Consider the following 21,773-nt stretch of genomic DNA (forward strand, 5'->3'; position numbering starts at 1 on the left):
CAAATTAACTACATCATAAGCACGAAAGAATTCTTAGAAATATTATTTGATCGGATAGAAAATAAATATTTATATCTATGGACGCTACCTGACAAAATCACATACTGGTTTCCTTCGAATAACATTCAAGCGATGGGAGATCAAGCTGTAAAATTGAACAATGAGGGTAAATCAGTGTACTTTGGGCTTGGCGTAGGTGATAAGAGAAAGAGATCTACAGAAAGACTGATAGCTACTGAAGTAACAGCAATACCAGGCGTGTGGATCGATATTGACATAGCAGGAGTTGGACATAAAAGCGAGAGACTTCCTGCGAACATCAACGAAGCAATGGCAATCGTCAACAGTCTACCGCTATCGCCTTCCATATTGGTTGCGAGTGGTGGAGGACTACATGTATATTATTTATTCAAAGAGCCATTTGAACTTAATACACCAGAAGAAAAGGCAGACGCCGCTTGGTTAGTACTAGGAATTCAAACTATGTTCAAGCAGAAGAATCTGCAATATGACATTGATGCTACTCATGATTTATCGAGGGTACTTCGGGCAGTTGGTACAACCAATTTAAAATATAATTTACCAGTACAAGTTATAGAGTGCTCAAAATATAGATATTCCTTCGAAGATCTTGAACAGTATGCAGCAGAACCAACTATTACACAGATCAGTGGGACTGTGACAGCCTTTGAACGCAGACCAACAGATCGACCAGCAAAATGTATCATTGATAACTGCAAATTCATACAACACTGTCGAGATAATGCCTCAATACTTTCATACTCGAAATGGCTAACAATGCTAACCAATATTGGACGAGCTAGTGATGGGGTGGAGGTTGCTCATGAACTGTCAGAGCCATATGGAAAGTACTCAATTGCAGAAACTAATAAGAAATTATATCAGGCACTGGAGCTTATGAACCCGACATCATGTCAGTATATTCAAAAGGTGCTAGGATTTGAAGGTTGTCCTACTGGTGATTGTGGGGTAAAGAATCCAGCAGGATGGTCGCTTGATGCCAGCAAGGGCAAAGTATTCAAGGTGCAGGATGCACTAGTCGTTATTCAAAATATAGTATCAATAACGCCCGAGGCAGTATTTAGCGACGAGACAATGACGGCGTGTGGGATTTTATATCAATACGAGCCGGCGACATTTCAAAGTTTCCGCAATAATCTGCGTGGGAAAGTTCAACTTCGCGAATTTGATAAAACACTAAAATCATACATTCCTAAAAAAGACAATTCATTTCGTATGGTTCAAGATGGTGAACGTCCGACGCTTCAGGAGAGCTTACCTGATTGTCCCGTTGACTTATTTATTCCCAGTGGTTACTCCTTCCAAGAGGAAGGGATAAGCGTTTTGGTTGAGGACAAACCATCTGCTCTTTGTCCTTTTCCTATTGTAATCAGTAAAATTTTTCAAGATAGTTCCACTACGGATCAAAGTTTTGAAATTAGTTGGAAGTCGGGTGGTTATTGGCACAAACTGAAAGAATCAAGAACTACTATAATGAACGCAGCCAAATTGGTCAATGTTGGGCGTGGTTTCCCTGTAAGCTCTGGGAACGCAAGAAAATACATTCAGTGGTTTGATGCACTGCTTAAAGTCAATGATGGCAATTTTGAGATCGTGACGGAACATTCGGCGCTGGGGTGGCATGGAAATGTTTACTCATTAATCACTCAGAATGAGTCAGTAGGTGCGTATGGTGAGTGGCTACGGTTCACACAAGAGGTTAGGGGAAATACATATCTACGGTTTGTCATTGATTCTAGTTTTGCGGCTCCATTGCTAAAGTTTTTGAATTGCCGAACCTATACTGTGTACATTTGGAAAAAGTCCGGTTCAGGCAAGACGGCAGCGGGTTATGTGGCATTATCGATATGGGGCGATCCTGACAAATTGAAACATTCATTTAATGCTACGGCAAACAATATAATGGGTAAACTGGCCAAGAACAATCACACTTTATTCGTTATCGATGACAAACAACAATCGGAAATTCCGCAACAATCGATCTCGAAGCTCATAATGGACTTAACAAATGGCGAAGAAAAAGGGCGTTGTAATATTGATGGTAGCCTAAAGGCACAAAGGAAATGGAATACAGTCATTTATTCTACAGGAGAAGAACCCATTACCACCATGAATGATAAGGCTGGTGTTAGAAATAGACTTTTAGAAATAGAAGGAGCTCCCTTCGATAATGAAAATACTGCCAAGGCTGTATATGCTTGGACGAAGGAACATAATGGACATGCTGGAAGGAATTTTATCGAGGGAGTGCTACAAGTTGGTGGGCAGTATATTAAGGAACTGCACCAGTACTATGTTTATAGCATAAAAGTTGAATTCCCTGATATTCCACTGCCCTACATTGATGCATTGGCGGTACAGGCTACGGCAGATGATTTGGCGGGGCAATTCGTATTTGGCAATGATGGCTGTACCATGGATGTGATTCGGGCTATTGCACGAGATTTAGCAACTCGTGAAGAAAATAATGATGCTGAGAGGGCGAAGGAGTGGATATTATCATGGTTAGCGCAACACCAGAATAAATTTTACGCATCTTCTTCGGGCGATACTTACGGAAGGTTTGATGCGAATACTGCTATTGTCTTGGCTGAGGTACTGGATAAAGCGTTACTAGATAATGGATTCTCTCCCAAAAAGTTGCGGAAAGAATTAGCTGAGATTGGGTTCATTTTGACAAAGCAAATCAAAAAAGGAGAGAGATTAGTAACGATGTTTGTTTGGCAAATGAATGGTCGAGGGGCGCAATGCTATTTCATTCCAGGAGGCGCTCCCAATCCTGCACTACCTTAGAATTGGCAGGGTGTACAAGCAGTACAATCAAAAGATAATCACCTGTACAATCAACACAAACGCTTATTATATATACATTTTAATAGATTGATTGTACTGATTGTACACTTTTCGTGAATATATATATGGGGAATTTTAAAATATATACGAGCTACATTTTTTATATTAAGAAAAAAATATATATGTATTCTCAGAAAGTATACAATCATTTTTAAAAACCATTCTAAGGCTTGTAAATGCTGGATTGTTGTGCTTGTACTGTGTAGTAATAGGTTGTACAAGCATAACAAAGTGCAGGATGAAATTTGATTTTTTGCTCTAATTATGTGATTTATGGGACTAATAAAAGTGAGGTTATATAAATGACGTATCAATTTAAAGATGGTAGATTACAAAAGTATGCAGGATTCCCAGTAATGGAAGATAATGAGGAATTTGACGATTACTTAAAACGTATTGAGTGCCAAAATCTTGGTGGCTATTCAATAGAAGATACTACGCTCGGCATCGAGTGTACAAAATTTAATGGGGATGAGGATAGATGGATTGCAACGTTATCTATATCTGATCAATGTTTCCTAGTGTATCTTGATTCATTTATTGATTACATAGAGTTTATTAAATATTGTAGTATGATGATAACGGCCAATACTTTGACACTGATGCAGGAAGAATACAGCAACTTGATTGAGAAGCTTGAAGATTACGATATCATTCCTGAATATCGTAATAAAAGGCCACTTGCTAAGAAATAAAGATCAGGTATTGATATTGAGGTATCATGAATTGTTAGTAGGCGTAAAAATTCTATTCATGTATATGTGTGGAATATGGGGCGGGGTGGAGTCAGGATAGTAGATCAAGTTGAAAAAATTGGTAATCTGATTGAATTAAAGGTAATATTGGACGCGCTTTGCGAAAAGTGGAAGGGCAAAGTATGACATTGATCTGCGGATAGCTGATCTTTATCTCTCATATCTACTGCCTTAAAAAAGGCAAGGTAATTAAGCGCTCGTAGTTAGATATTTGTTACGAGATATTGACTGAGGACATGGCATGCTATTTGTATTGCCTGATGGTTTACCAGTCATATCTGCTACTATAAAAAGGGTGAGGTTTATAAATAGTTATCCGCAAGAAACTGCGTTGGAGGGTGATCGTATTGTGAACATGATCCCCCCACCCAGAGGGAAATCTCGGTCTTGCAACTAACCGGGCGCTTACCCTTTTGGCACGCAAACCGAATTTTTCACTTTTTTTTAGACAGTTTGCGAGAAGTTTTGAAAGTTGGCGATCATATTGAAATTCAGGAAGAATACCATAGGGTGAAAGCAAGTTTTGTCGGATAAATAGCAACAAAATCAACCTTTCAAATATAAAAAAAGACCAGTAAAGCTGATCGTGTATACTCGCAAATCCGATGCAATTAACTGGATAACTAGTCCCCTTTAGAGCTAATATGTATACTAAGCCAAGAGGCACACTTGAAAGGGGCAGGGCAAAGTGAGAACGCAGAGATTTGGTATTGAGATTGAAATGACGGGGATAACGAGGAAAGAAGCCGCCGATGTGGTTGCAAATTATTTTGGCGGCCTAACTCACCAAGTTGGAGGAGCATACGATGAGTACCATGTATTTGATACGAAGGCAAGAAATTGGAAGATTGTCAGCGATGCAAGTATAGTCCCAATGAAAAAAGAACAGGGCAAACTTGTGGAGGCTTTTAGCAGAGATTACAAGGTGGAACTGGTAAGCCCGATACTAACATATCAAGATATTGAACCTTTGCAAGAACTGGTTAGAGAACTTCGAGCGGCAGGGGCAGTCAGCGACAGCCAATATAGTTCTGGCATACATATTCACATTGATGCGAAACCACACACTCCGAATACCTTGAAGAACCTAGTCAATCTCATGGCGAGCAAGGAGGAGTTACTTTACAAAAGCTTGAATATTGATATGGAAAGGCTTCGGTATTGCAAAAAGGTAAATGATGATCTTATTGCTACCATCAACAAGAAAAAGCCAAAGACGATAGAAACCTTAGCGGATATTTGGTATGCAGGTTACGGTAATGAAGATCGAACAAGACACTATCATAACAGTCGCTACCATGGATTGAATTTACATAGCACCTTCAACAAAGGTACGGTAGAATTTAGACTTTTCAACGGCACCCTGCATGCGGGAAAAATTAAAGCTTACATACAATTTTGTTTAGCCCTCAGCCATCAAGCACTCAGTCAGAAGTCAGCAAGTGCCAAACGAACAACAACGGATAATGAAAAGTACACCTTCCGCTGCTGGATGCTACGGCTTGGGCTGATCGGGGACGAATTTAAAACTTGTAGACATCATTTCCTGGAAATGCTTGATGGTAATTCAGCTTGGAGGCATGCATCTTGAAATGAAGTATAGAGACAGTTAGGGACAGGCATTGCCCCCTTTATTATATCGGCAAAGGAGATTACAAAAATGCAAATTTATGCTGCATACGGTAGCAATATGAATTTAGCGCAAATGAAGAAACGTTGCCCCAAAGCACAGGTGATTGGTAAAGGCGAACTACTAGGTTACAAGCTAACTTTTAGAGGAAAAGGTACTGGGTACGCCAATATTGAGGTTAGTGATTGTGGGAGTGTACCTATTGTATTATGGTCAATAACTAAAGAGTGCGAAAGGGCACTTGATCGCTATGAGGGTTACCCAAGACTATATACAAAAGAATTAGTAAAAATCATGACTACTGATGGTGAGCAAACAGCTATGCTGTATATTATGACCAAGCGATATGCAGCTACGACTGTTATGCCAAGTGAGAATTATTTTGAGATTATCCGGCAAGGTTACCAAGATCATGAGATAAACACAGAGTCACTGATGGAGGCGTTGAAATTTACGCGGGATGAGATTGTAAATCAGTAAGTGAATGATATTCAAGGAGCTTACTAAATGGTAGGTTCTTTTTTTGATTGCTACTAAATTAACTTCCTTTCAATAGAGATAGTATTTTAGGAGTGCATCGCTTACCATCATAAGACCACAAGCATATGTGCTTTAGATGATGTTAGATATTTAGCTTGGCAGAATGCAATAATATTATAAAAAGTTGAATGTTTTTGGAAGGTTTTTGTAAATTATCATAGAAAGTGTAGTGTATATTGTTTATATTGGGAGGTATTTGTATGGCTGTTCCAATACTTGAAGAAGTGATTGCGAGAATTGGGAATTTGTTACCAGGAACAATTATCCCTAAGCCGCGTGCTAATAATCATCGTATCCTTCGATGGGGAGAACGTAATGGTGAAGATGCATTGATATATTCTATACCGAAAAAGAAGACAGCACCTGTGAAAAATAACGAAAAAGGGATTACGGTAACCGAGTGGCAAACTGCTTATAATCAGTTGATTACTTCTCAAGAGATAACTAGGGAATGGTTTAATACAGATACTATAATGGAAAGATGCCGTAACGAAGGCGACTGTAATTTTACTACTATTGGTGGCATTTTTGTGCTTATAGGTCTAGCTACTAGGATTAGGACTGGGTCATATTCGCTCATTGAAAACTGAAAGATATACAGGTTATTATTGTGAAATGGATAATGATTACAAAAAGATTGAGGGAGGCATTTCGATGGAATTATTAGAAAAGGATATTGAAGATATCATATATGCGTCACCGTGGTTATTAGATGAACGTTTTGATATTCCTAATATTAGAAGCAAAGCAAACAGGATGCCTGGCCGACAAGTAAACGTAGGAAATAATGGTGTAAATAGATACATTGATTTGTTATTTAGAGATACTAGGGATAATCGACCAGTTATCATTGAAATAAAAAAAGGTGATCTTGTTCGAGAGAACATTGCACAAATTTTAGAATATAGGGCTTTAGTAATTTCACTTAATGATGAAGCTAAACTTGAGTGGCTAGATGAATTTGGCAGAAACTACTATTGTCCAAAACTTATTCTTATTGGAACGAATGCGTCAGAAGAAGTTAGGATAAGTGCAAATTTGGCAGGAATCGAAATTCGAACATTAGTGGGTGAGGAAAAGATTTCTGTGGACTTTAACGAAATAAGTGAAATAAGTCAAAAATTAAATAAGTGGAATGAATTTATAAAGTCTGGAAATAGAACTTTGGAAGACCGGGATGAATGGGTGAGAGAAATATATAAAATGATAAAAGATGTTGTGCGTGAATATGATAATGATCAGATTACAACTATCAAGAAGGTTTATGAAACATCTAATAAAGACTCATGGATAGAGGGACTCACATTTCCGTTTATAAGTTTTCCTATCTCCTATAAAGAAGATTATCTTTGCGGTATTTATGAATACTTTAATGAAAGCTTATGTTATTCCGAAGAATATGTCTATTTTGATTTTTATATCCAAAGAATTAGCAATGAAGAAGACGAAGATTTTATACAGCAGCTTGAAGCTAAGGTGCTAGAATTGTTGAAAATAAAAGGGTATAGTATTATTGTCTTAGAAAATGCTATTGCAACAATTAAAATTAAAAGGGCACTACTTGAAAATGTCGGACAATTTAAAGAACGGTTAGCCACTTTAATTACAGATGCAATATATTTAAATGACCAAATAGATATATTCGAATTGACCTAGTAGTATAATGAGATTTAACTGAAAAACTGATATAACGGCTTGGGAGATGGGCTTCCTAGGCCGTTAATTTTATTGTCAATACTAATGGCAAAGTCAAGCATGTCAGCGCTATCAAATATCTTCTATCATACTTGACTTCAAGCCTCAAAAGAGTGATTAATGGTACAGTGACTTGATACAAACAGCAAAGGAGCATTTTCAATATGAGGGTCAGAATTATCGAGCCCATCAAGACCATAACACGCAAACGTGTCTGCGCATATGCCAGAGTATCCTCGGAAAGTGAGGCGCAAGGCGATTCCTTAGAGAACCAAACTGCCTATTATAAACAACTGTTTGAATCAAATCCAGAATATGAATTTATTGGTATCTTCGCCGATCGTGCCACAACTGGCACCAAAGAGCAGCGACCAGAGTTTCAGAAGATGCTAGCATTGGCAAGAGAACATAAAATTGATCGCATCCTAACCAAGTCTATATCCAGATTTGCGAGGAACACAATGATTGTCCTAGAAGTGGTCAGGGAACTAAAATCACTAGGTGTAGAAATTATATTTGAAAAAGAGAATATTTCAAGCTTTGATGGGGACGGTGAGCTACTGCTGACTGTCCTCTCTTCTTTTGCCCAGGAGGAAAGCAAGAATATCAGTGATAACATAAAATGGCGATATAAACGAAATTTTGAACAAGGGCAAGTTGCCATTAATACCACTCGGTTTTTAGGCTACGATAAGGATCAGTACGGCGACCTGGTGATAAATAGGACTCAGGCAGAAATAGTCGAGCGTATCTTTAACGACTGCGTAAACGGCAAAGGTGCCTTTGTAATTGCCCAGGAACTACAGAATGAAGGTGTGCCAACGATTACGGGGAGCAAGTGGCATAGCAGCACTATTCTCAATATACTTAGAAATGAAAAATACAAAGGTGATGTTAAACTGCAGAAAACTTACAGCAAGGATCACCTTAGCAAAAAGAAGTGTATCAACCGTGGCGAAGTAGATTCTTATTATATAGAAGATAACCACTCACCCATTGTTACGAGAGAAGTATGGGATGAGGCACAAAGCCAGATTGGTTCAAGGATTAGAGGTAATGTTGACAAGATGGAATACCAAAACCGCTATCCACTAACAGGTATGCTCTTCTGCAGTAAATGTGGAAATACGCTACGGCGGAGAACTTGGAATAGCAAGCATGACTGCAAGAAAATTGTATGGCAGTGTAGCACCTATATTAATGAAGGAAAAAATTCTTGCTTGGGGACTGCGATTGAGGATGAGGTCATTGCTAGGATGAATATACAGAATAAGACAGTAATAAAGGAGACTATGAGAAATGGCCAGAAACATTACAGTTATACCTGCAAGGGGTAATAATCTTGCTGAGAGTATAGTGGTAACGAAAAAGAGAATGGCAGCTTATTGCAGAGTTTCTACTGACTTAGTGGAGCAGGCATCAAGTTATGAAGCACAGGTAAATTACTACACAAATTATATAAATGATCATGCAGATTACGAGTTCGCTGGCGTTTTTGCAGATGGGGGGATCAGCGGTACGAGTACCAAGAAACGTGACCAGTTTAATATGATGATTGCGAACTGCAAGGCTGGGAAGATCGATATGATCATAACCAAGTCTATCTCTAGATTCGCGCGAAATACCCTCGACTGCTTAACTTTTGCCAGACTACTTAAGGACTTAGGGATTGGGGTTATTTTCGAGAAAGAAAATATTAACTCTCTTGATAGTAAAGGCGAAGTTTTGCTCTCCATATTAAGCTCGCTTGCACAGGATGAGAGCCGGTCTATTTCTGAGAATTCTACCTGGGGTATCAGAAGGAGATTTGAACAAGGCAAGTTGCATATCAACCACACTAAGTTTTTAGGCTATGATAAGGATGCTAATGGCAATTTAGTTATTAATACAAAGCAGGCAAAGACGGTGAGACGGATATACCGGGAGTTTCTGGACGGTAAGAGTACGAATCAAATGGCTAGGGATTTACAAAAAGAAAAAGTACCAAAGTGGGATGGTACTTTTAAGTGGTATGAGGGCAGCATAAGAAAAATGCTTAGTAACGAAAAATATAAAGGCGATGCTCTACTGCAAAAGACCTACACCGTTGATTTTGTGCGCCCGTAAGGGTTTGTAAGTATCGCCCCAAAGGGGTTTTGGGCTGGAGAAATGCCCAAATTGTTACTTGGCTTACCCTGAGTGGAAACGCATAGGGGGAACACAGCATGCCATGAAAGCACATACCCTGAATAAATTGGTTGACAGGGTGATGTGCGAAACCAAGTGTAATACGGCTAAGGCTACACTGCTTGAAACCTAGTTTCTTCTCCATAAACGGTTGGGTATACGAAAATCAATTGAGACGTATACGAGAGATCATATAGAAGTTAAGAAAGTCAACTTCTATAATCTCCTGATTTCTCAGGCGTATCGGCGATACGTTAAAGAAGCGAAAAGGAGCCTAAGTTACACTGATATACTTTCAAATCTAAACGGGGATAGCCTAAGTTGGATAATACCAATATGGTTACGGAGCTTCCGTAGTAGTCCGAGACAGATAATGACTGTTACATGGCGAAGGGAAGCAGGTTGTTTGACTGATAATTTGCGGAGGTATGCGGAATGCAAAAAGCTGAGGTAATATTATCAATACTAAGGGATAAGTCTACCGAAAACGAAAATTTTGTTTTCGACAGGCTTTATAGAAATCTGTTTAATCAGGATTTTTTCTTGCGTGCTTACAATGAAATTTACGCAAAAGAAGGCAACATGACACCAGGAACGGACGGAAATACGATTGACGGGTTTGGATATCAACTAATTGAGGAACTGATTGGCAAACTTAAAAATGAAAGTTATTACCCTCATCCAGTAAGACGAACCTACATCCCCAAAAAAGATGGCAGAATGCGTCCGCTGGGAATACCATCCTTCCAAGATAAAATAGTACAGGAAATTTTAAAGTTAATGCTTGAATCCATATATGAACCACTATTTTTAGATTCATCTCATGGCTTCAGAGCAAAAAGAAGCTGCCATACAGCACTGTACCAAATAAAACAAAATTTCAAGGGGATAAACTGGTTTATCGAAGGAGATATAAAAGGTTTCTTTGATAACATGAGCCAGAATATACTACTTGGACTATTGAAGAAGAAAATTAAAGACGGAAGGATTATCGAAATTATTAGAAGATTTTTGGAAGCAGGGTATTTTGAGTTCCATCAGGTACATGACTCTCTTTCAGGAGCACCGCAAGGTGGGATTATAAGTCCTATACTATCCAATATATACTTACATGAACTGGATAAGGTTATGGAAAAAATGGAAAGAGAAATCAATATAAAACCTCAGAAAAAACAAAATTTAGCACACTATAGGGTCTGGAAGGAAAGAGATTTCTTTCGAAGGAATGGCGATTATGAAAAAGTTAAAGAATTAACAAAAAAACTAAGAAGTATGCCTTCAAGAGACCCATTTGACAAAGACTACAAAAGAGTTAGATATGTCAGATATTGTGATGATTTTATAGTTGGTATTCATGGAAGTAAAAAGTTCGCAGAAGAAATCAGAGAAAGAATAAAAAACTTCCTCTCTCAAATCTTAGAGCTTGAACTCAACCTAGAAAAAACATTAATAACACACGCTGCCAAGGAAAGAGCAAAGTTCCTGGGGTATGAAATTAACAAAGCAAAGGTAGATACTAAAATAGTTGTAGACTCAAGAGGAAGAAAAATTAGGGCAGTTAATGGTAAAATTCAACTGCTCGTACCCGGAGAAGTAATAAATAAGAAGCTCAAAGAATTTAGGCACAATCATAAACCAGTGCAAAAAAATGACAGGGTGAGCCTGAAAATCGGAGAGATAATAGCAAAATATAATGAAGAAATCCGGGGATTATACAACTACTACTGCCTTGCAACAGATATAAGCACAAAACTGGCAAAGTACAAATACTACCACTATTACAGCATGGTCAAAACTATAGCAAAAAAAGAACGTGCATCAGTTCGGGCGACAATAACAAAGTACGGAATTGATGTGCCAAGAAAACAGGGAACCGGAACAGTGAAAATAATTGGAATAAGATATAAGACAAGGAAAGGTCTAGCTAAAACGCTGACTTATTTCAATGAATCACTAAAAAAGGTAAGTAAACCCAAAACAAAGGTAGACGAAGTTATATCTGGGAGATGGCATGAAATCGTAAATAGATTAAATGCTGGAACCTGTGAATTATGTGGTATTAGAAGCAAGAATAGAAAAGACTTCGTTGTGCATCATGTTAGAAAGCTCAAGGATTTACTTGAGAAATATAATAGACCGGGATTTACTTCTCCCATGTGGGTTTTGATCATGAAGGGGATGCAAAGGAAAACATTGGTAGTGTGCGAAAATTGCCATAAAGAAATCCATAGAGCAGAGAAAAACTCTTAGAAGCAACTGGCGAGCCGGATACGTTGAAAGGCGTAAGTCCGGTTCTGAGGGGGTACTCAGAAACCTGCCTAACGGTAAGGCGCTGTAGTTACTACCCTACCTTAGCAAAAAGCGAGCGGACAATGCAGGGCAAGTACCACAATACTACGTCGAAGAAAGCCATCCTGCAATAATTGAGAAAGATATGTGGGAAGCAGTTCAGCTTGAGTTGGAGCGTAGACGAGACTATTGTTTAGAGTATGGTATTCAAAAATTTGAGTGTGCGACTATCAATAACCCATTTGCAGGGCGAGTGATATGTGGTAATTGCAGTCATATTTTTGGCAGAAAGGTTTGGAATTCAAATGATGACAGACGCAGGAGGATTATCTGGCGGTGCAATGATAAGTATGTGGTTAAAGGTGAAAAGGGGTGTGTAAGTAAGCATATTGACGATGGAGTTTTGTACCAGGCATTCGTGGGTGCTTTCAATGTCATGGTTGATAACAAGGCTTATTTTATAGAAAAGTGGCATGAAAGCCTGGAGAATGATAATTTATTGAAGCGATATAAGGCGAAGCAGTTTATCCAGATAATAACGGCGGCAGAGCCGATAACTGAATATGATGTAGAGTTATATTTTGCACTGGTTGAGAAGATTACGGTTTTTGATGGCGGTAGACTGATTGTAAGTTTACTTGATGGGACTTCGGTTGAGTGTGAAATTGAATAGAGGTGGAAAATTAGCCAGTTGGGGTGATGCCTTGACTGGTTTCTTCTGCTTTTTAAGTGGCACCGTTAAACAGTACCCTGATGGCTGGGGTAAAATAGAAGTTTTTAGATCTTGGGATCGCTGTTTTAGTTCAACGCTCCTCGGCCATAGGAGGATGATGATTTATGATTGATTATTTATGTAAAAAGAACAAAGCCCTTTCTTATTGGGAAAATCATACATGAAGTATTAGTAAGAACAAATGAATCAGTTATTAAGTAAGATAATTTTGTATTGCATTGTAAATTTGTTATAGTAAAAATTTCTCATATAATAGAGGATTTTAACAACTTTTGTAAAATAAGAGCATTGTGATAGTGCTTGATTGCATACAACCTTTTGTGAACGAATTACATCTATATTCAAATCTCCTACAGATATTGGGCGAGCTCACTTTTTCATGGCACTTCGTCGTTTATAGCAATAGGGGGTGTATCCTAGAAAATGATTACCAGTATGGTCCAGATAATCAAGAGAAGGTATTTGACGAGCTATCCGTGGCTCATTTTTTTACTAGCAGTACTTTTAATCGCCAGTCTCTGGGTTTTTATCCAATATCAAATCAAATATGATTACGACAGGACGATTAAAGAAAGTTCCCTGGAAACCATGAATCTAGCCAAAGCCTTTGAAGAACATGTGCGACGAGTCGTCGCAAATGCTGATGAGCAGATGCTCAACCTGCAACAGACCTATGAACGTGACGGAATATCCAATCCGGCGTTTATCTCTTTAAAGGAGAACGCAAAGAAAGATCCAAGTCGAAGGTTGGTAGCGTTCTACAACGAGAATGGAACTATAATTCAATCATCTAATCCGAATGCCCTTGAAGTAAATTACTCGGATCGAGAATACTTCCAGGTTCATCGAGACGCTGCTAGTCAGAATCTATATATAGGAAAGCCGATCATTGGCAGGATTGAAGGATATAGCATCATCCCTCTGACTCGCCGCATCAATAAGCCAGACGGATCCTTTGGTGGAATTATCTACGTCAGTTTAAAAGGGGACTATTTTCTTGAGTTTTATAATAAGATAGACCTTGGCCAAAATCAATTGATATCCCTGAGTGGCACGGATGGTTTCAATCGGGCCCGTCGGGTTGGCGACAATTTGGAGACTGGTCAGGACAACCGAGGTAGCCAATTTTGGGAGAATATTCAAAGAGGCCACCTTGATGCATCGTATGTGGCAACTAATATTCTGGATGGAGTTACTCGTATAACGAGTTATCGCGTTTTACCAGAGTATCCTCTTATAGTCGCGGTGGGAAAATCTACCCAAGTAGCCCTGACCGCTTATGAAGAGCGCAAACGAGGCTATATCCTCGGAACTTTAGTGGCCAGTTTATTCATATTGACGCTTTGTGGTTTACTGATTAATCGGTATGTGAAACAGCAAAGGATAAATGTGGAACTATCACGACTGGATCGGCTAAACCTTGTGGGCGAAATGGCAGCAGGCATCGGTCATGAAATTAGAAATCCGTTGACGACAGTGCGGGGCTATCTGCAGTGGTATCTTCAAAAGGATAACTATACCGAGCTTCGGCCACAGTTTACCACGATGATCGAGGAGTTAGACCGTGCCAATGGGATTATTACGGAATTCTTATCGCTGGCTAAAGACAGATCTATAAAAATGAAGCTGGATAATATAAACGATGTTATTGATGCGCTATTACCGCTACTGCAGGCAGAAGCGTATAACTCTGGGCATGATTTGCAAATCGAAAAAAATAACCTTCCAGATATCTACATGGATGGCAACGAATTGCGGCAACTGGTGTTGAATTTGGTACGCAACGGATTTGATGCTATGCAGTCGAGTGGGACGCTAGCGATTAAATCTTACGTCCAATGGGACGCGATAATATTGGCTGTCAGTGATACCGGCAAAGGGATACCTCAGTCAATGATGGATAAGCTAGGAACGCCTTTTTTGACGACAAAGGATAACGGAACGGGGCTAGGACTGGCGGTGTGCTATCAAATTGCCAAACGGCATGGAGCCAAGATTGATGTTGACACTTCCCCGGATGGTACGACATTCTACGTTAAATTTAAAATAGATAAATAAAGCCCGACATAGAAAATTATGGTGGCGGTAGAGTGCTACGGTAAGAAGAATTTCGCGGATTTCAAGAAAGGAATGCATTTATAGAGGCATTTGACGATGTTTCTTATTCATACTTTTCACGAATCGACACTGATATTATAACTAATGTGCCTAATGAACTATTGGAGAAGCTAGCAAAAATACTTCATGTGCCACCAGAGATTATAAAATAACTCTGTGTTACAACTGGAAGGTTGAAGAATGAATTTATCAAACTAATTCATTCGTTTAGTACAATTATAATAACCACTGCGTGATGCTTAAAAAAAATACCCTCTGTTGTTTATTTCATAATTGAAATTTTACAGGAGGGGGTATTTACTTATGATGCCCGTTTTTGGGGTTTCGGTCCACCTTTTTCTCTTATTTTAGTGTCCAGTTTATCATACCATTTCCAGATAGGATGACTTTTTTAGTGTCCGTTAAACTTGGTTCAGTTCAGTGTCGCAAGGTGTCATACGGGTGTCGAACTCCAAATCTATTCGTGTATTAGTATCAACTCCCTATCACAACACATGTGGAGTCGGTCGCGGTGATAGTCGTGTCCAGATAAGCTTTTAGATGCTTGCAGGTGCAAGTCCTGTCGGGATAAAGGTAGGGCAGTCCCGTAGTCAGCAACCGAGGTATGAAGTAATTTGTGCTTTGAGGCGTTATGTAGTTTGGGTAACAAACTGGGCAATTTGGCGGGTTGTAACATAAAGTGAATACTGCCGCATCGACATTGACTTCCTGAAAGGGACAACAGGGAGCCGAGCTACGCTATCAATGGCGAAGGCAGAAGAAGGTATGAAGAACCCTAAATGCAATACCTAAGAACCCTGCGGTGTATGGGTAGCGACACGCCAAAACAGTATCTAAAGAAACTGGAGAGAACCTACTTTTCACATCAATTAAATGATGTAGCGAGATTGCATATAAACGAAAGTGAAATTGCACATCTGCAAAGAGGTAGTCAGAAGTGTTCATAGTACCAATTATTATGCAGACAGAAAAACTGGGTTCTGGTGCAAAAAATAAAGCCATGATATACTCGTACCGTAAACTTGAAAATTGAGGTAAAAAGTATGTCATCGCAATTATTTAAATGGAAGCATTTTGAGGCTGAATTTATAGTGTTGTGCGTTCGTTGGTATCTTAAATATCCATTGAGTTACAGAATGCTTGTTGAGATGATGCAAGAGAGAGGTTTGAATATAACTCATACAACAATTATGAGATGGGTTCATCAATATTCTCCAATTATTTGCGAAAAACTCAAAAGACATCTTAAACTAACAAATGATTCGTGGCGGATGGATGAAACCTATCTTAAAATCAAGGGTAAAAATGCATATTTATATCGCGCAGTAGATTCCGAAGGGAAGACGATAGACTTTTTTGTATCTGAACATCGTGATAAAGATGCGGCGAAAAAGTTCTTTAGAAGAGCATTAAAAGCTACATATAATCAGCAACCAAGAGTTATCACAACTGATAAGTACGCTGCAACCGAAATTGCTATTTATGAAATGATTTATAGTGGAACTCTTTCAGTTAAAACAACGCTTCGGAGAATAAAATATCTGAGTTCTTCGGATCTTTATAATTGCCACCTTGTCTCCTCCTACATATAACGCTTTTTCAAAATATATGTAGCAGTAAGAAAAAAAGTACAATTAAAGGGCGAGAACCCTGGACGCGATACTTTCCGCTATAGTAAAAAAGCCCCACGTGGGGGCTGAATGAAACTACTGAAAGATAACTGTCGTCTTTTTTGCAACACCGAGTGCGTTGTGAGAAAGGTGAAAATACATGATTTTCAATTATTACGAGAAGACACAGAGGAGGATTATGAGGTGGGCTCACCGATATTCTTCAAAAATTGATCAAAGCATAAAAAAATGAAAATTTTGTACCAGAACCATCTGTTCAATATATTATATGTTCTACATTGTTTGTGTCATAGTCCAGCAGATGTGTAGCACATGAAAGACAAGGGTCAAAGGAACGTATAATGCGACCCGGGATTACATACTTAAGTTCGGGTGATGGTATTTCCGTACCAATAAGAGCCGTTTCCGCAGGCCCCCGATAACCAGAAAGATCTTTCGGTGAAAAGTTCCAGCCTGTGGGGGTAATAATGTCATATTTTCTCACTTGATCATCTTTGATAGAGGCGCTATGAAGCAAGGGGCCACGCATGGCGTCGGTTACGGAAATAGCCTGGTTTTTCACAATTTGCTCTTTTTGTTTTAGTGGTGCTGCTCCAGGTTCTAGGCAATTCAACCAGTCCTTTACTAGCTCAGTAATTAGGAGTGTTTCCAATGAACGGGACACGATACGATCCATAGTTGAAGTGCCCCCCTTATAGTAACCGTTCATAATCATACGAGCTAGAGGTCCACCTTCATAATGTTTGCCATTATAGAGTACGGCTTTTACCCAGGTATAGGCCTCGGGCTTATAGGGAGCAGGAGAAACATCTCCTGTCTCTTTATCGCGTTCAAACCAAGATTTCGATATATCTTTTTGTATTAAATCCAGTCTTGGCTGTGTTAATGAACCTCTATCAAGGACGCCTCCTTTCCAGAGCACTTGCTCATTCTTCTTTCCGAAGTGAAAGAGTCCGAAGGATAAAAAACAACCTGGAGTTTCACCAATATGAAAATAATCATCATAGCAATGGGAAAGTAGTTCTGTATCTGGAAGCATATAGCGTTTAACAAACTCTTGAATATCTTTCATAAGGAACTGCGCCTGATTAATTAAATCTGCTGTAGGTGCTACAGTCACGCCCCCATGGACAAAACTGTGTTGGTGTGGCGCTTTGCCACCCAATAGGGCTAAGAGCTGATGACTTTTTTGGGCAGCTTTTACAGCTTCGATATAATGGCTTGACAGGCGCCGATTATCGGAATCATCAAGTCGGCAGTCAAAACAGTTTTGATTCTGAAAGAGGGGGTTATCAGGCATTATAACAAAATCAGGTAGTCCAAAAAAATAGAAATGCCGGATGTGGTTTTGTAGAAAGTCTGCCGCGAACATAATATTTCGCAAATACTGGGCGTTTTCCTCGATATCATTATCATACAAATCGTCTAGGAGATAACTTGCTACAGCTCCATGTGCTGTTGAGCAAATTCCACAAATACGTTGTGTCATGTATACAGCATCTGCCACATTGCGTCCGCGCATAATGTATTCGAAACCACGGAACATAGTACTGCTGACGTCAGCCGAGACAATACAACTATCATCGATACCGAGTTCAACCGATAGCAGCCCACTCAAGCGTGTAACAGGGCTAAACAGAATTTTCTGTAGGCTCATAGGATTCTCCTTTCCCTGTAGTTGACAGTTGTTCGTTGTTAACTTGCTTACTCTGGTTTTTTTGTGGCAAAGGTGTAAAGAAGGGGGCTGAACCGTCAGGGAAATTCTCATTAGTACATCCGATACAAGGGGTATTTGCCTTCACTGGCCAGTTTACATGATTGATCCATTGGCGGTAAGGGCAGTCAGAGCCAGTACGTGGCCCCATACATCCTTGGGAAAACATACACTCGATTTCTCCTAGCCTTTCAGCAAAATCTTTTTTGTCAAAGTAGGATCGGCGCTGACAGTGCTGGTGGACAGTAGAACCATAGAAAAGTTTAGGCCTTCCCAACTCATCAAGATCTGGTCTGCCATACATAATTAAATGGGCTAAGGTGCCGACAAACCAATCGGGGTTTACAGGGCATCCGCTGACATTGATAACTTCCCGTTTCAGTACTTTCCCAACGCCTACCGATTGGGTAATATTCGGAGCAGCAGCTGAGACGCCTCCAAAACTGGCACAAGTTCCAATAGCAACAACGTACTTAGCAGCTGTTCCAAGCCAGGTTACTGCATCTAAGGCTGTTAATTTATAATGTTTAGTGCGGGCAATTATATTATATATTCCGTTATCTTTAGTCGGTATAGCACCCTCAACTACTAGCGTAAATTCTCCATCGTAAACTGTAGCTATCTCTTCAAGAAGTGCAAGAGCGTCTCTTCCTTGCGCCGCCATGAATGTATTGCTATAGAATAGATTAATCATGTCTGAAAAAACTTGATTTAAATAGGGATAGGTTGTATTCATGAAAGCGATATTATTGTCGCCGCTATCACTGGTCTCTAGCCAAATTACGGGCATTTTACTAGTGTTAGGCTGTTTTATATATTCCCGGATGGTGGGGAGGATTCTCGCCGATAAAGCATAGTCATCGATGGAATGGTATTTTCGGCAGAATTGTAAGAAATCGCTTTTTTCCATAGTACCTCCTTACTTCTCATTGTAAGATTAATTTATGAAGATTAATCTTTTAAAAGTACCCTGTAGAAAAGAAAATAGCCTACTGTTTAAAGATAGGCTGAATTTTTTGTGGATAGTATTATGGGTTATTTTCTATATTTTTTCTTTTCAAATAGATACAGCTTTTCAGATTCTTCAATCATAGAAATCTGATCCTGAGCCTTTTTTAAATTAGCGACGGTGGTGCTCTTCGGCATCTTCTTTAGTTTTATGAACTGTACTATATGGATGCTGAGGCGGTGCATAAATAGAATATAATTTAATTGGTTTATCGCCTGTGTTAATTAGATTATGCCATTTACCAGCAGGTATAATGAAGGCATAATCTTCCCGGATATTTGCTTGAAATTTCAACCTGTCTTTTCTATCTCCCATTTTGACAAGTCCTTGACCTTCTTCAATGCGTATGAATTGGTCAAGGTATGGGTGAATTTCTAAACCTATATCTTCCCCCACGTCGATACTCATTAGGGTAAGTTGAAAATATTTACCTGTCCATAAAGTGGTACGAAAATTATTGTTTTGCTTTGTGGCTTCTTCAATGTTAATAACAAATGGGCTAGCCCCATAATCCTTTAGTTTAATAGGAGGGCTGGCAGGAGTATAATGGCAAGGGAATTGATTACAAGTGCTGTAAATATATTCACAGTAAGGGCAGTGACACATTTTATAATCGGAATACAGATTATCCTGGTCGTACATTGACATGTTAATCTGCCATGGATATGGATTTCTGTTATAAACCAAATTAAACACTCCTCTCTCAATACTTCAATATTATTATATGTTTTATGTAAAAAGCGAGTGATTAGTTCCCTGTAATCCCGGAGGATAATACCGGGAACGTCAGTGAGTGTCAATATATAAAAACGAAAAAGTGAACCCTTGAAAGGATTCAAAAGTAGGGGTGTCGTGACACTTTTGGGGGTGCCGAAATTATAATTTATCCGTGTATTAGTATCATCTTTTTATCACAACACATGTGGAGTCGGTAGCGTTGATAAAGCGGAGGTAGCCTAGTAATGGCGAGTGTTCGCAGCTTTTTATAAATTTTACAAGTGTGTTATTTATGTTCGCTCATACTTCGGTTTGAGCGTTTTTTTGTTTAGGGGGGTGCACAAATATCCGAAATGCAAATTACTACACGAAAAAATTGGGGATTTTGTCAAAAGTGCGGCGGGGTGTACAAACGGAACTTAGTGGCATTGATGAATCAGCGGGACAGTTGAAGTGATTCAAATCACTATGAACATATAATTTGTAGCGTGAATCATGAGACCTGTCCCGCTGTTTCAGTAAAACTTACCCAATATGAAAAAAGAGAAAAGGCTAGCTCGCGCAAAGACGCAAACTGTTTTTTTCTCGGAAGAAAATCATGCCATTTCGTAGGAGTCATTAAGGATTAAAACCTATACCCCTTGGCATCGAGCCTACCTCAACGGTACCTATAACGGTATTGGTATTTCCACTAATGATTGATACGGTGTTATCTTCCTGATGTGCAATGTAAATCAGGTTTGTTGATGGATTAACACCTACAATGGATGGATTCCGACCCACCGTAACGGTGTCTATGACGGTATTGGTATCCCCATCAATGACCGATACGGTGTTATCTGGCGGATTTGTAACGTAAATCAGGTTTGTTAATGAATTAACACCTACAGCGAATAAACCAGAATGTACTAAAATGTCGGCTATGACGGTATTGGTATTCCCGTCAATGACCGATAGGATGCTAGAGTTCGCATTTGCAATGTAAATTCGGTTTGTTGATGAATTAACACCTACACCAGTTGCATACCGACCTACCTGAACGGTGGTTATGATACCATTGGTAATCCCATCAATGACCGATATGGTGCAATATGAGAGAACCGATTCTTGATTTACAATGTAAATTTGGTTTGTTGATAGATTCACACCTACAGCGAATGGATGTCGATGTACAGGAACGGTGGCTATGATGGTATTGGTATTCCCATCAATAACCGATACGCTGCTCCTTCCCCAATTTGCGACGTAAATTTTGTTTGTTGATGGATTCGCACCTATACCGCTTGGTCTTGAAGCTACCGTAACGGTGCCTATAACGGTGTTGGTATTTCCACTAATGATCGATATGGTGTTATCTCCCTCATTTGCAATGTAAATCCGGTTTGTTGATGAATTAACACCTACACCGGATGGATTCGAACCTACCGTAACGGTGGCTATGATGGTATTGGTATTCCCATCAATGACCGATACGGTGTTATCTGCCCGATTTGTAACGTAAATCCGGTTTGCTGAAAATGGGATCGACGCACCAGTTGCTCCAGTAGGACATAGTGGACATATAGGTGTGCATCCGCAGCTGCCTAAGGCTCCAAAATTGGATGTAATGGTATTAGCACGGTCATCAGTTTCTGTATTCTTCAGGTTGTTTCCCTGAATTATATTTTTGCTATAGTCGTATAAGCTGACGTGCTTATCAGTTCTAGTTTTATCACAAGAAGACATAAAATTCATCCCTTCTTTATCGAAAAATAGTATCGCATATTATATAATATGCGATACTATTTTTCGGGGTACCGTAAACAAAATGATATGGAAGAAAACAGGGTTCTAGTGCAAAAAATAACGCCGTGATATAATCATTACCCTAAACTTAAAAGT

At 39.2% G+C, this 21,773-nt stretch carries 16 protein-coding genes and 1 pseudogene; 13 read left to right on the forward strand and 4 right to left on the reverse strand.

Features of this window, described 5'->3' with window-relative positions; all coding sequences use genetic code 11:
• Positions 1 to 174: 174 nt before the first annotated feature.
• The 13 genes and pseudogenes from ACAN52_RS08475 to ACAN52_RS08535 all read left to right on the forward strand — a co-directional run bounded on the left by ACAN52_RS08475 (position 175) and on the right by ACAN52_RS08535 (position 16,413).
• Positions 175 to 2,835 (forward strand): DUF927 domain-containing protein, encoded by a 2,661-nt coding sequence (locus ACAN52_RS08475; protein ID WP_378954232.1) that lies wholly within the window; start codon positions 175 to 177, stop codon positions 2,833 to 2,835.
• A 362-nt stretch (positions 2,836 to 3,197) separates the two neighbouring features.
• Positions 3,198 to 3,590: a hypothetical protein gene (locus ACAN52_RS08480; RefSeq protein ID WP_378954234.1), complete on the forward strand. Its 393-nt coding sequence runs from the start codon at positions 3,198 to 3,200 to the stop codon at positions 3,588 to 3,590.
• Between the two features lie 748 nt (positions 3,591 to 4,338).
• Positions 4,339 to 5,241 carry an amidoligase family protein gene (locus ACAN52_RS08485; protein WP_378954236.1) on the forward strand — a complete coding sequence of 301 codons (903 nt, stop codon included), beginning with the start codon at positions 4,339 to 4,341 and terminating at the stop codon, positions 5,239 to 5,241.
• A 69-nt stretch (positions 5,242 to 5,310) separates the two neighbouring features.
• Positions 5,311 to 5,760 (forward strand): gamma-glutamylcyclotransferase family protein, encoded by a 450-nt coding sequence (locus ACAN52_RS08490; protein ID WP_378954237.1) that lies wholly within the window; start codon positions 5,311 to 5,313, stop codon positions 5,758 to 5,760.
• A gap of 260 nt (positions 5,761 to 6,020) precedes the next feature.
• On the forward strand, positions 6,021 to 6,410 hold the full coding sequence (locus ACAN52_RS08495; protein WP_378954239.1) for a hypothetical protein: 390 nt from the start codon (positions 6,021 to 6,023) through the stop codon (positions 6,408 to 6,410).
• Between the two features lie 64 nt (positions 6,411 to 6,474).
• A complete protein-coding gene (locus tag ACAN52_RS08500; RefSeq protein ID WP_378954240.1) occupies positions 6,475 to 7,476 on the forward strand; it encodes a hypothetical protein in 1,002 nt (333 codons plus the stop codon).
• Between the two features lie 203 nt (positions 7,477 to 7,679).
• Positions 7,680 to 8,852 carry a recombinase family protein gene (locus tag ACAN52_RS08505; RefSeq protein ID WP_378954241.1) on the forward strand — a complete coding sequence of 391 codons (1,173 nt, stop codon included), beginning with the start codon at positions 7,680 to 7,682 and terminating at the stop codon, positions 8,850 to 8,852.
• Entirely contained in the window at positions 8,815 to 9,621 is an 807-nt protein-coding gene (locus ACAN52_RS08510) for a recombinase family protein (protein ID WP_378954242.1), read from the forward strand. Before ACAN52_RS08505 ends, ACAN52_RS08510 begins: the two co-directional genes overlap by 38 nt.
• 495 nt (positions 9,622 to 10,116) lie before the next feature.
• Positions 10,117 to 11,931, forward strand: coding sequence for a group II intron reverse transcriptase/maturase (ltrA, locus tag ACAN52_RS08515; protein WP_378954244.1), 1,815 nt, complete (start codon positions 10,117 to 10,119; stop codon positions 11,929 to 11,931).
• Positions 11,932 to 12,052: 121 nt separating this feature from the next.
• Positions 12,053 to 12,139: pseudogene (locus tag ACAN52_RS08520) on the forward strand (recombinase family protein); the annotation flags it as partial.
• Complete coding sequence (locus ACAN52_RS08525) at positions 12,116 to 12,643, forward strand: recombinase zinc beta ribbon domain-containing protein (RefSeq protein WP_378954369.1); 528 nt, start codon at positions 12,116 to 12,118, stop codon at positions 12,641 to 12,643. The pseudogene ACAN52_RS08520 and the gene ACAN52_RS08525, both read left to right, overlap by 24 nt.
• 483 nt (positions 12,644 to 13,126) lie before the next feature.
• Complete coding sequence (locus ACAN52_RS08530) at positions 13,127 to 14,761, forward strand: ATP-binding protein (protein ID WP_378954245.1); 1,635 nt, start codon at positions 13,127 to 13,129, stop codon at positions 14,759 to 14,761.
• A 1,103-nt stretch (positions 14,762 to 15,864) separates the two neighbouring features.
• Positions 15,865 to 16,413, forward strand: coding sequence for an IS6 family transposase (locus tag ACAN52_RS08535; protein ID WP_378954246.1), 549 nt, complete (start codon positions 15,865 to 15,867; stop codon positions 16,411 to 16,413).
• A gap of 295 nt (positions 16,414 to 16,708) precedes the next feature.
• Here ACAN52_RS08535 and ACAN52_RS08540 read toward each other — a convergent pair whose 3' ends face one another.
• From ACAN52_RS08540 to ACAN52_RS08555, 4 genes are all read right to left on the reverse strand, one after another.
• The gene (locus tag ACAN52_RS08540) at positions 16,709 to 18,109 is read right to left on the reverse strand and encodes a nickel-dependent hydrogenase large subunit (RefSeq protein ID WP_378954248.1); all 1,401 of its coding nucleotides are present in this window, start codon (positions 18,107 to 18,109) and stop codon (positions 16,709 to 16,711) included.
• Positions 18,084 to 19,076, reverse strand: coding sequence for a hydrogenase small subunit (locus tag ACAN52_RS08545; RefSeq protein WP_378954249.1), 993 nt, complete (start codon positions 19,074 to 19,076; stop codon positions 18,084 to 18,086). Before ACAN52_RS08545 ends, ACAN52_RS08540 begins: the two co-directional genes overlap by 26 nt.
• 210 nt (positions 19,077 to 19,286) lie before the next feature.
• A complete protein-coding gene (locus ACAN52_RS08550) occupies positions 19,287 to 19,862 on the reverse strand; it encodes a cupin domain-containing protein (RefSeq protein WP_378954250.1) in 576 nt (191 codons plus the stop codon).
• 648 nt (positions 19,863 to 20,510) lie between these two features.
• Complete coding sequence (locus tag ACAN52_RS08555) at positions 20,511 to 21,617, reverse strand: hypothetical protein (RefSeq protein ID WP_378954252.1); 1,107 nt, start codon at positions 21,615 to 21,617, stop codon at positions 20,511 to 20,513.
• Positions 21,618 to 21,773 lie beyond the last annotated feature (156 nt).

Source organism: Pelosinus sp. sgz500959 (assembly GCF_042610375.1).
Taxonomy (GTDB): Bacteria; Bacillota; Negativicutes; order DSM-13327; family DSM-13327; genus CTSoil-075.

Bases quoted from the DNA above. Each gene is read 5' to 3' on its own strand.
- ACAN52_RS08480 (WP_378954234.1), top strand. From the start codon at position 3,198: ATGACGTATCAATTTAAAGATGGTAGATTACAAAAGTATGCAGGATTC.
- ACAN52_RS08490 (WP_378954237.1), top strand. From the start codon at position 5,311: ATGCAAATTTATGCTGCATACGGTAGCAATATGAATTTAGCGCAAATG.
- ACAN52_RS08495 (WP_378954239.1), top strand. From the start codon at position 6,021: ATGGCTGTTCCAATACTTGAAGAAGTGATTGCGAGAATTGGGAATTTG.
- ACAN52_RS08500 (WP_378954240.1), top strand. From the start codon at position 6,475: ATGGAATTATTAGAAAAGGATATTGAAGATATCATATATGCGTCACCG.
- ACAN52_RS08505 (WP_378954241.1), top strand. From the start codon at position 7,680: ATGAGGGTCAGAATTATCGAGCCCATCAAGACCATAACACGCAAACGT.
- ACAN52_RS08510 (WP_378954242.1), top strand. From the start codon at position 8,815: ATGGCCAGAAACATTACAGTTATACCTGCAAGGGGTAATAATCTTGCT.
- ltrA (WP_378954244.1), top strand. From the start codon at position 10,117: ATGCAAAAAGCTGAGGTAATATTATCAATACTAAGGGATAAGTCTACC.
- ACAN52_RS08525 (WP_378954369.1), top strand. From the start codon at position 12,116: ATGTGGGAAGCAGTTCAGCTTGAGTTGGAGCGTAGACGAGACTATTGT.
- ACAN52_RS08530 (WP_378954245.1), top strand. From the start codon at position 13,127: ATGATTACCAGTATGGTCCAGATAATCAAGAGAAGGTATTTGACGAGC.
- ACAN52_RS08535 (WP_378954246.1), top strand. From the start codon at position 15,865: ATGTCATCGCAATTATTTAAATGGAAGCATTTTGAGGCTGAATTTATA.
- ACAN52_RS08540 (WP_378954248.1), bottom strand. From the start codon at position 18,109: ATGAGCCTACAGAAAATTCTGTTTAGCCCTGTTACACGCTTGAGTGGG.
- ACAN52_RS08545 (WP_378954249.1), bottom strand. From the start codon at position 19,076: ATGGAAAAAAGCGATTTCTTACAATTCTGCCGAAAATACCATTCCATC.
- ACAN52_RS08555 (WP_378954252.1), bottom strand. From the start codon at position 21,617: ATGTCTTCTTGTGATAAAACTAGAACTGATAAGCACGTCAGCTTATAC.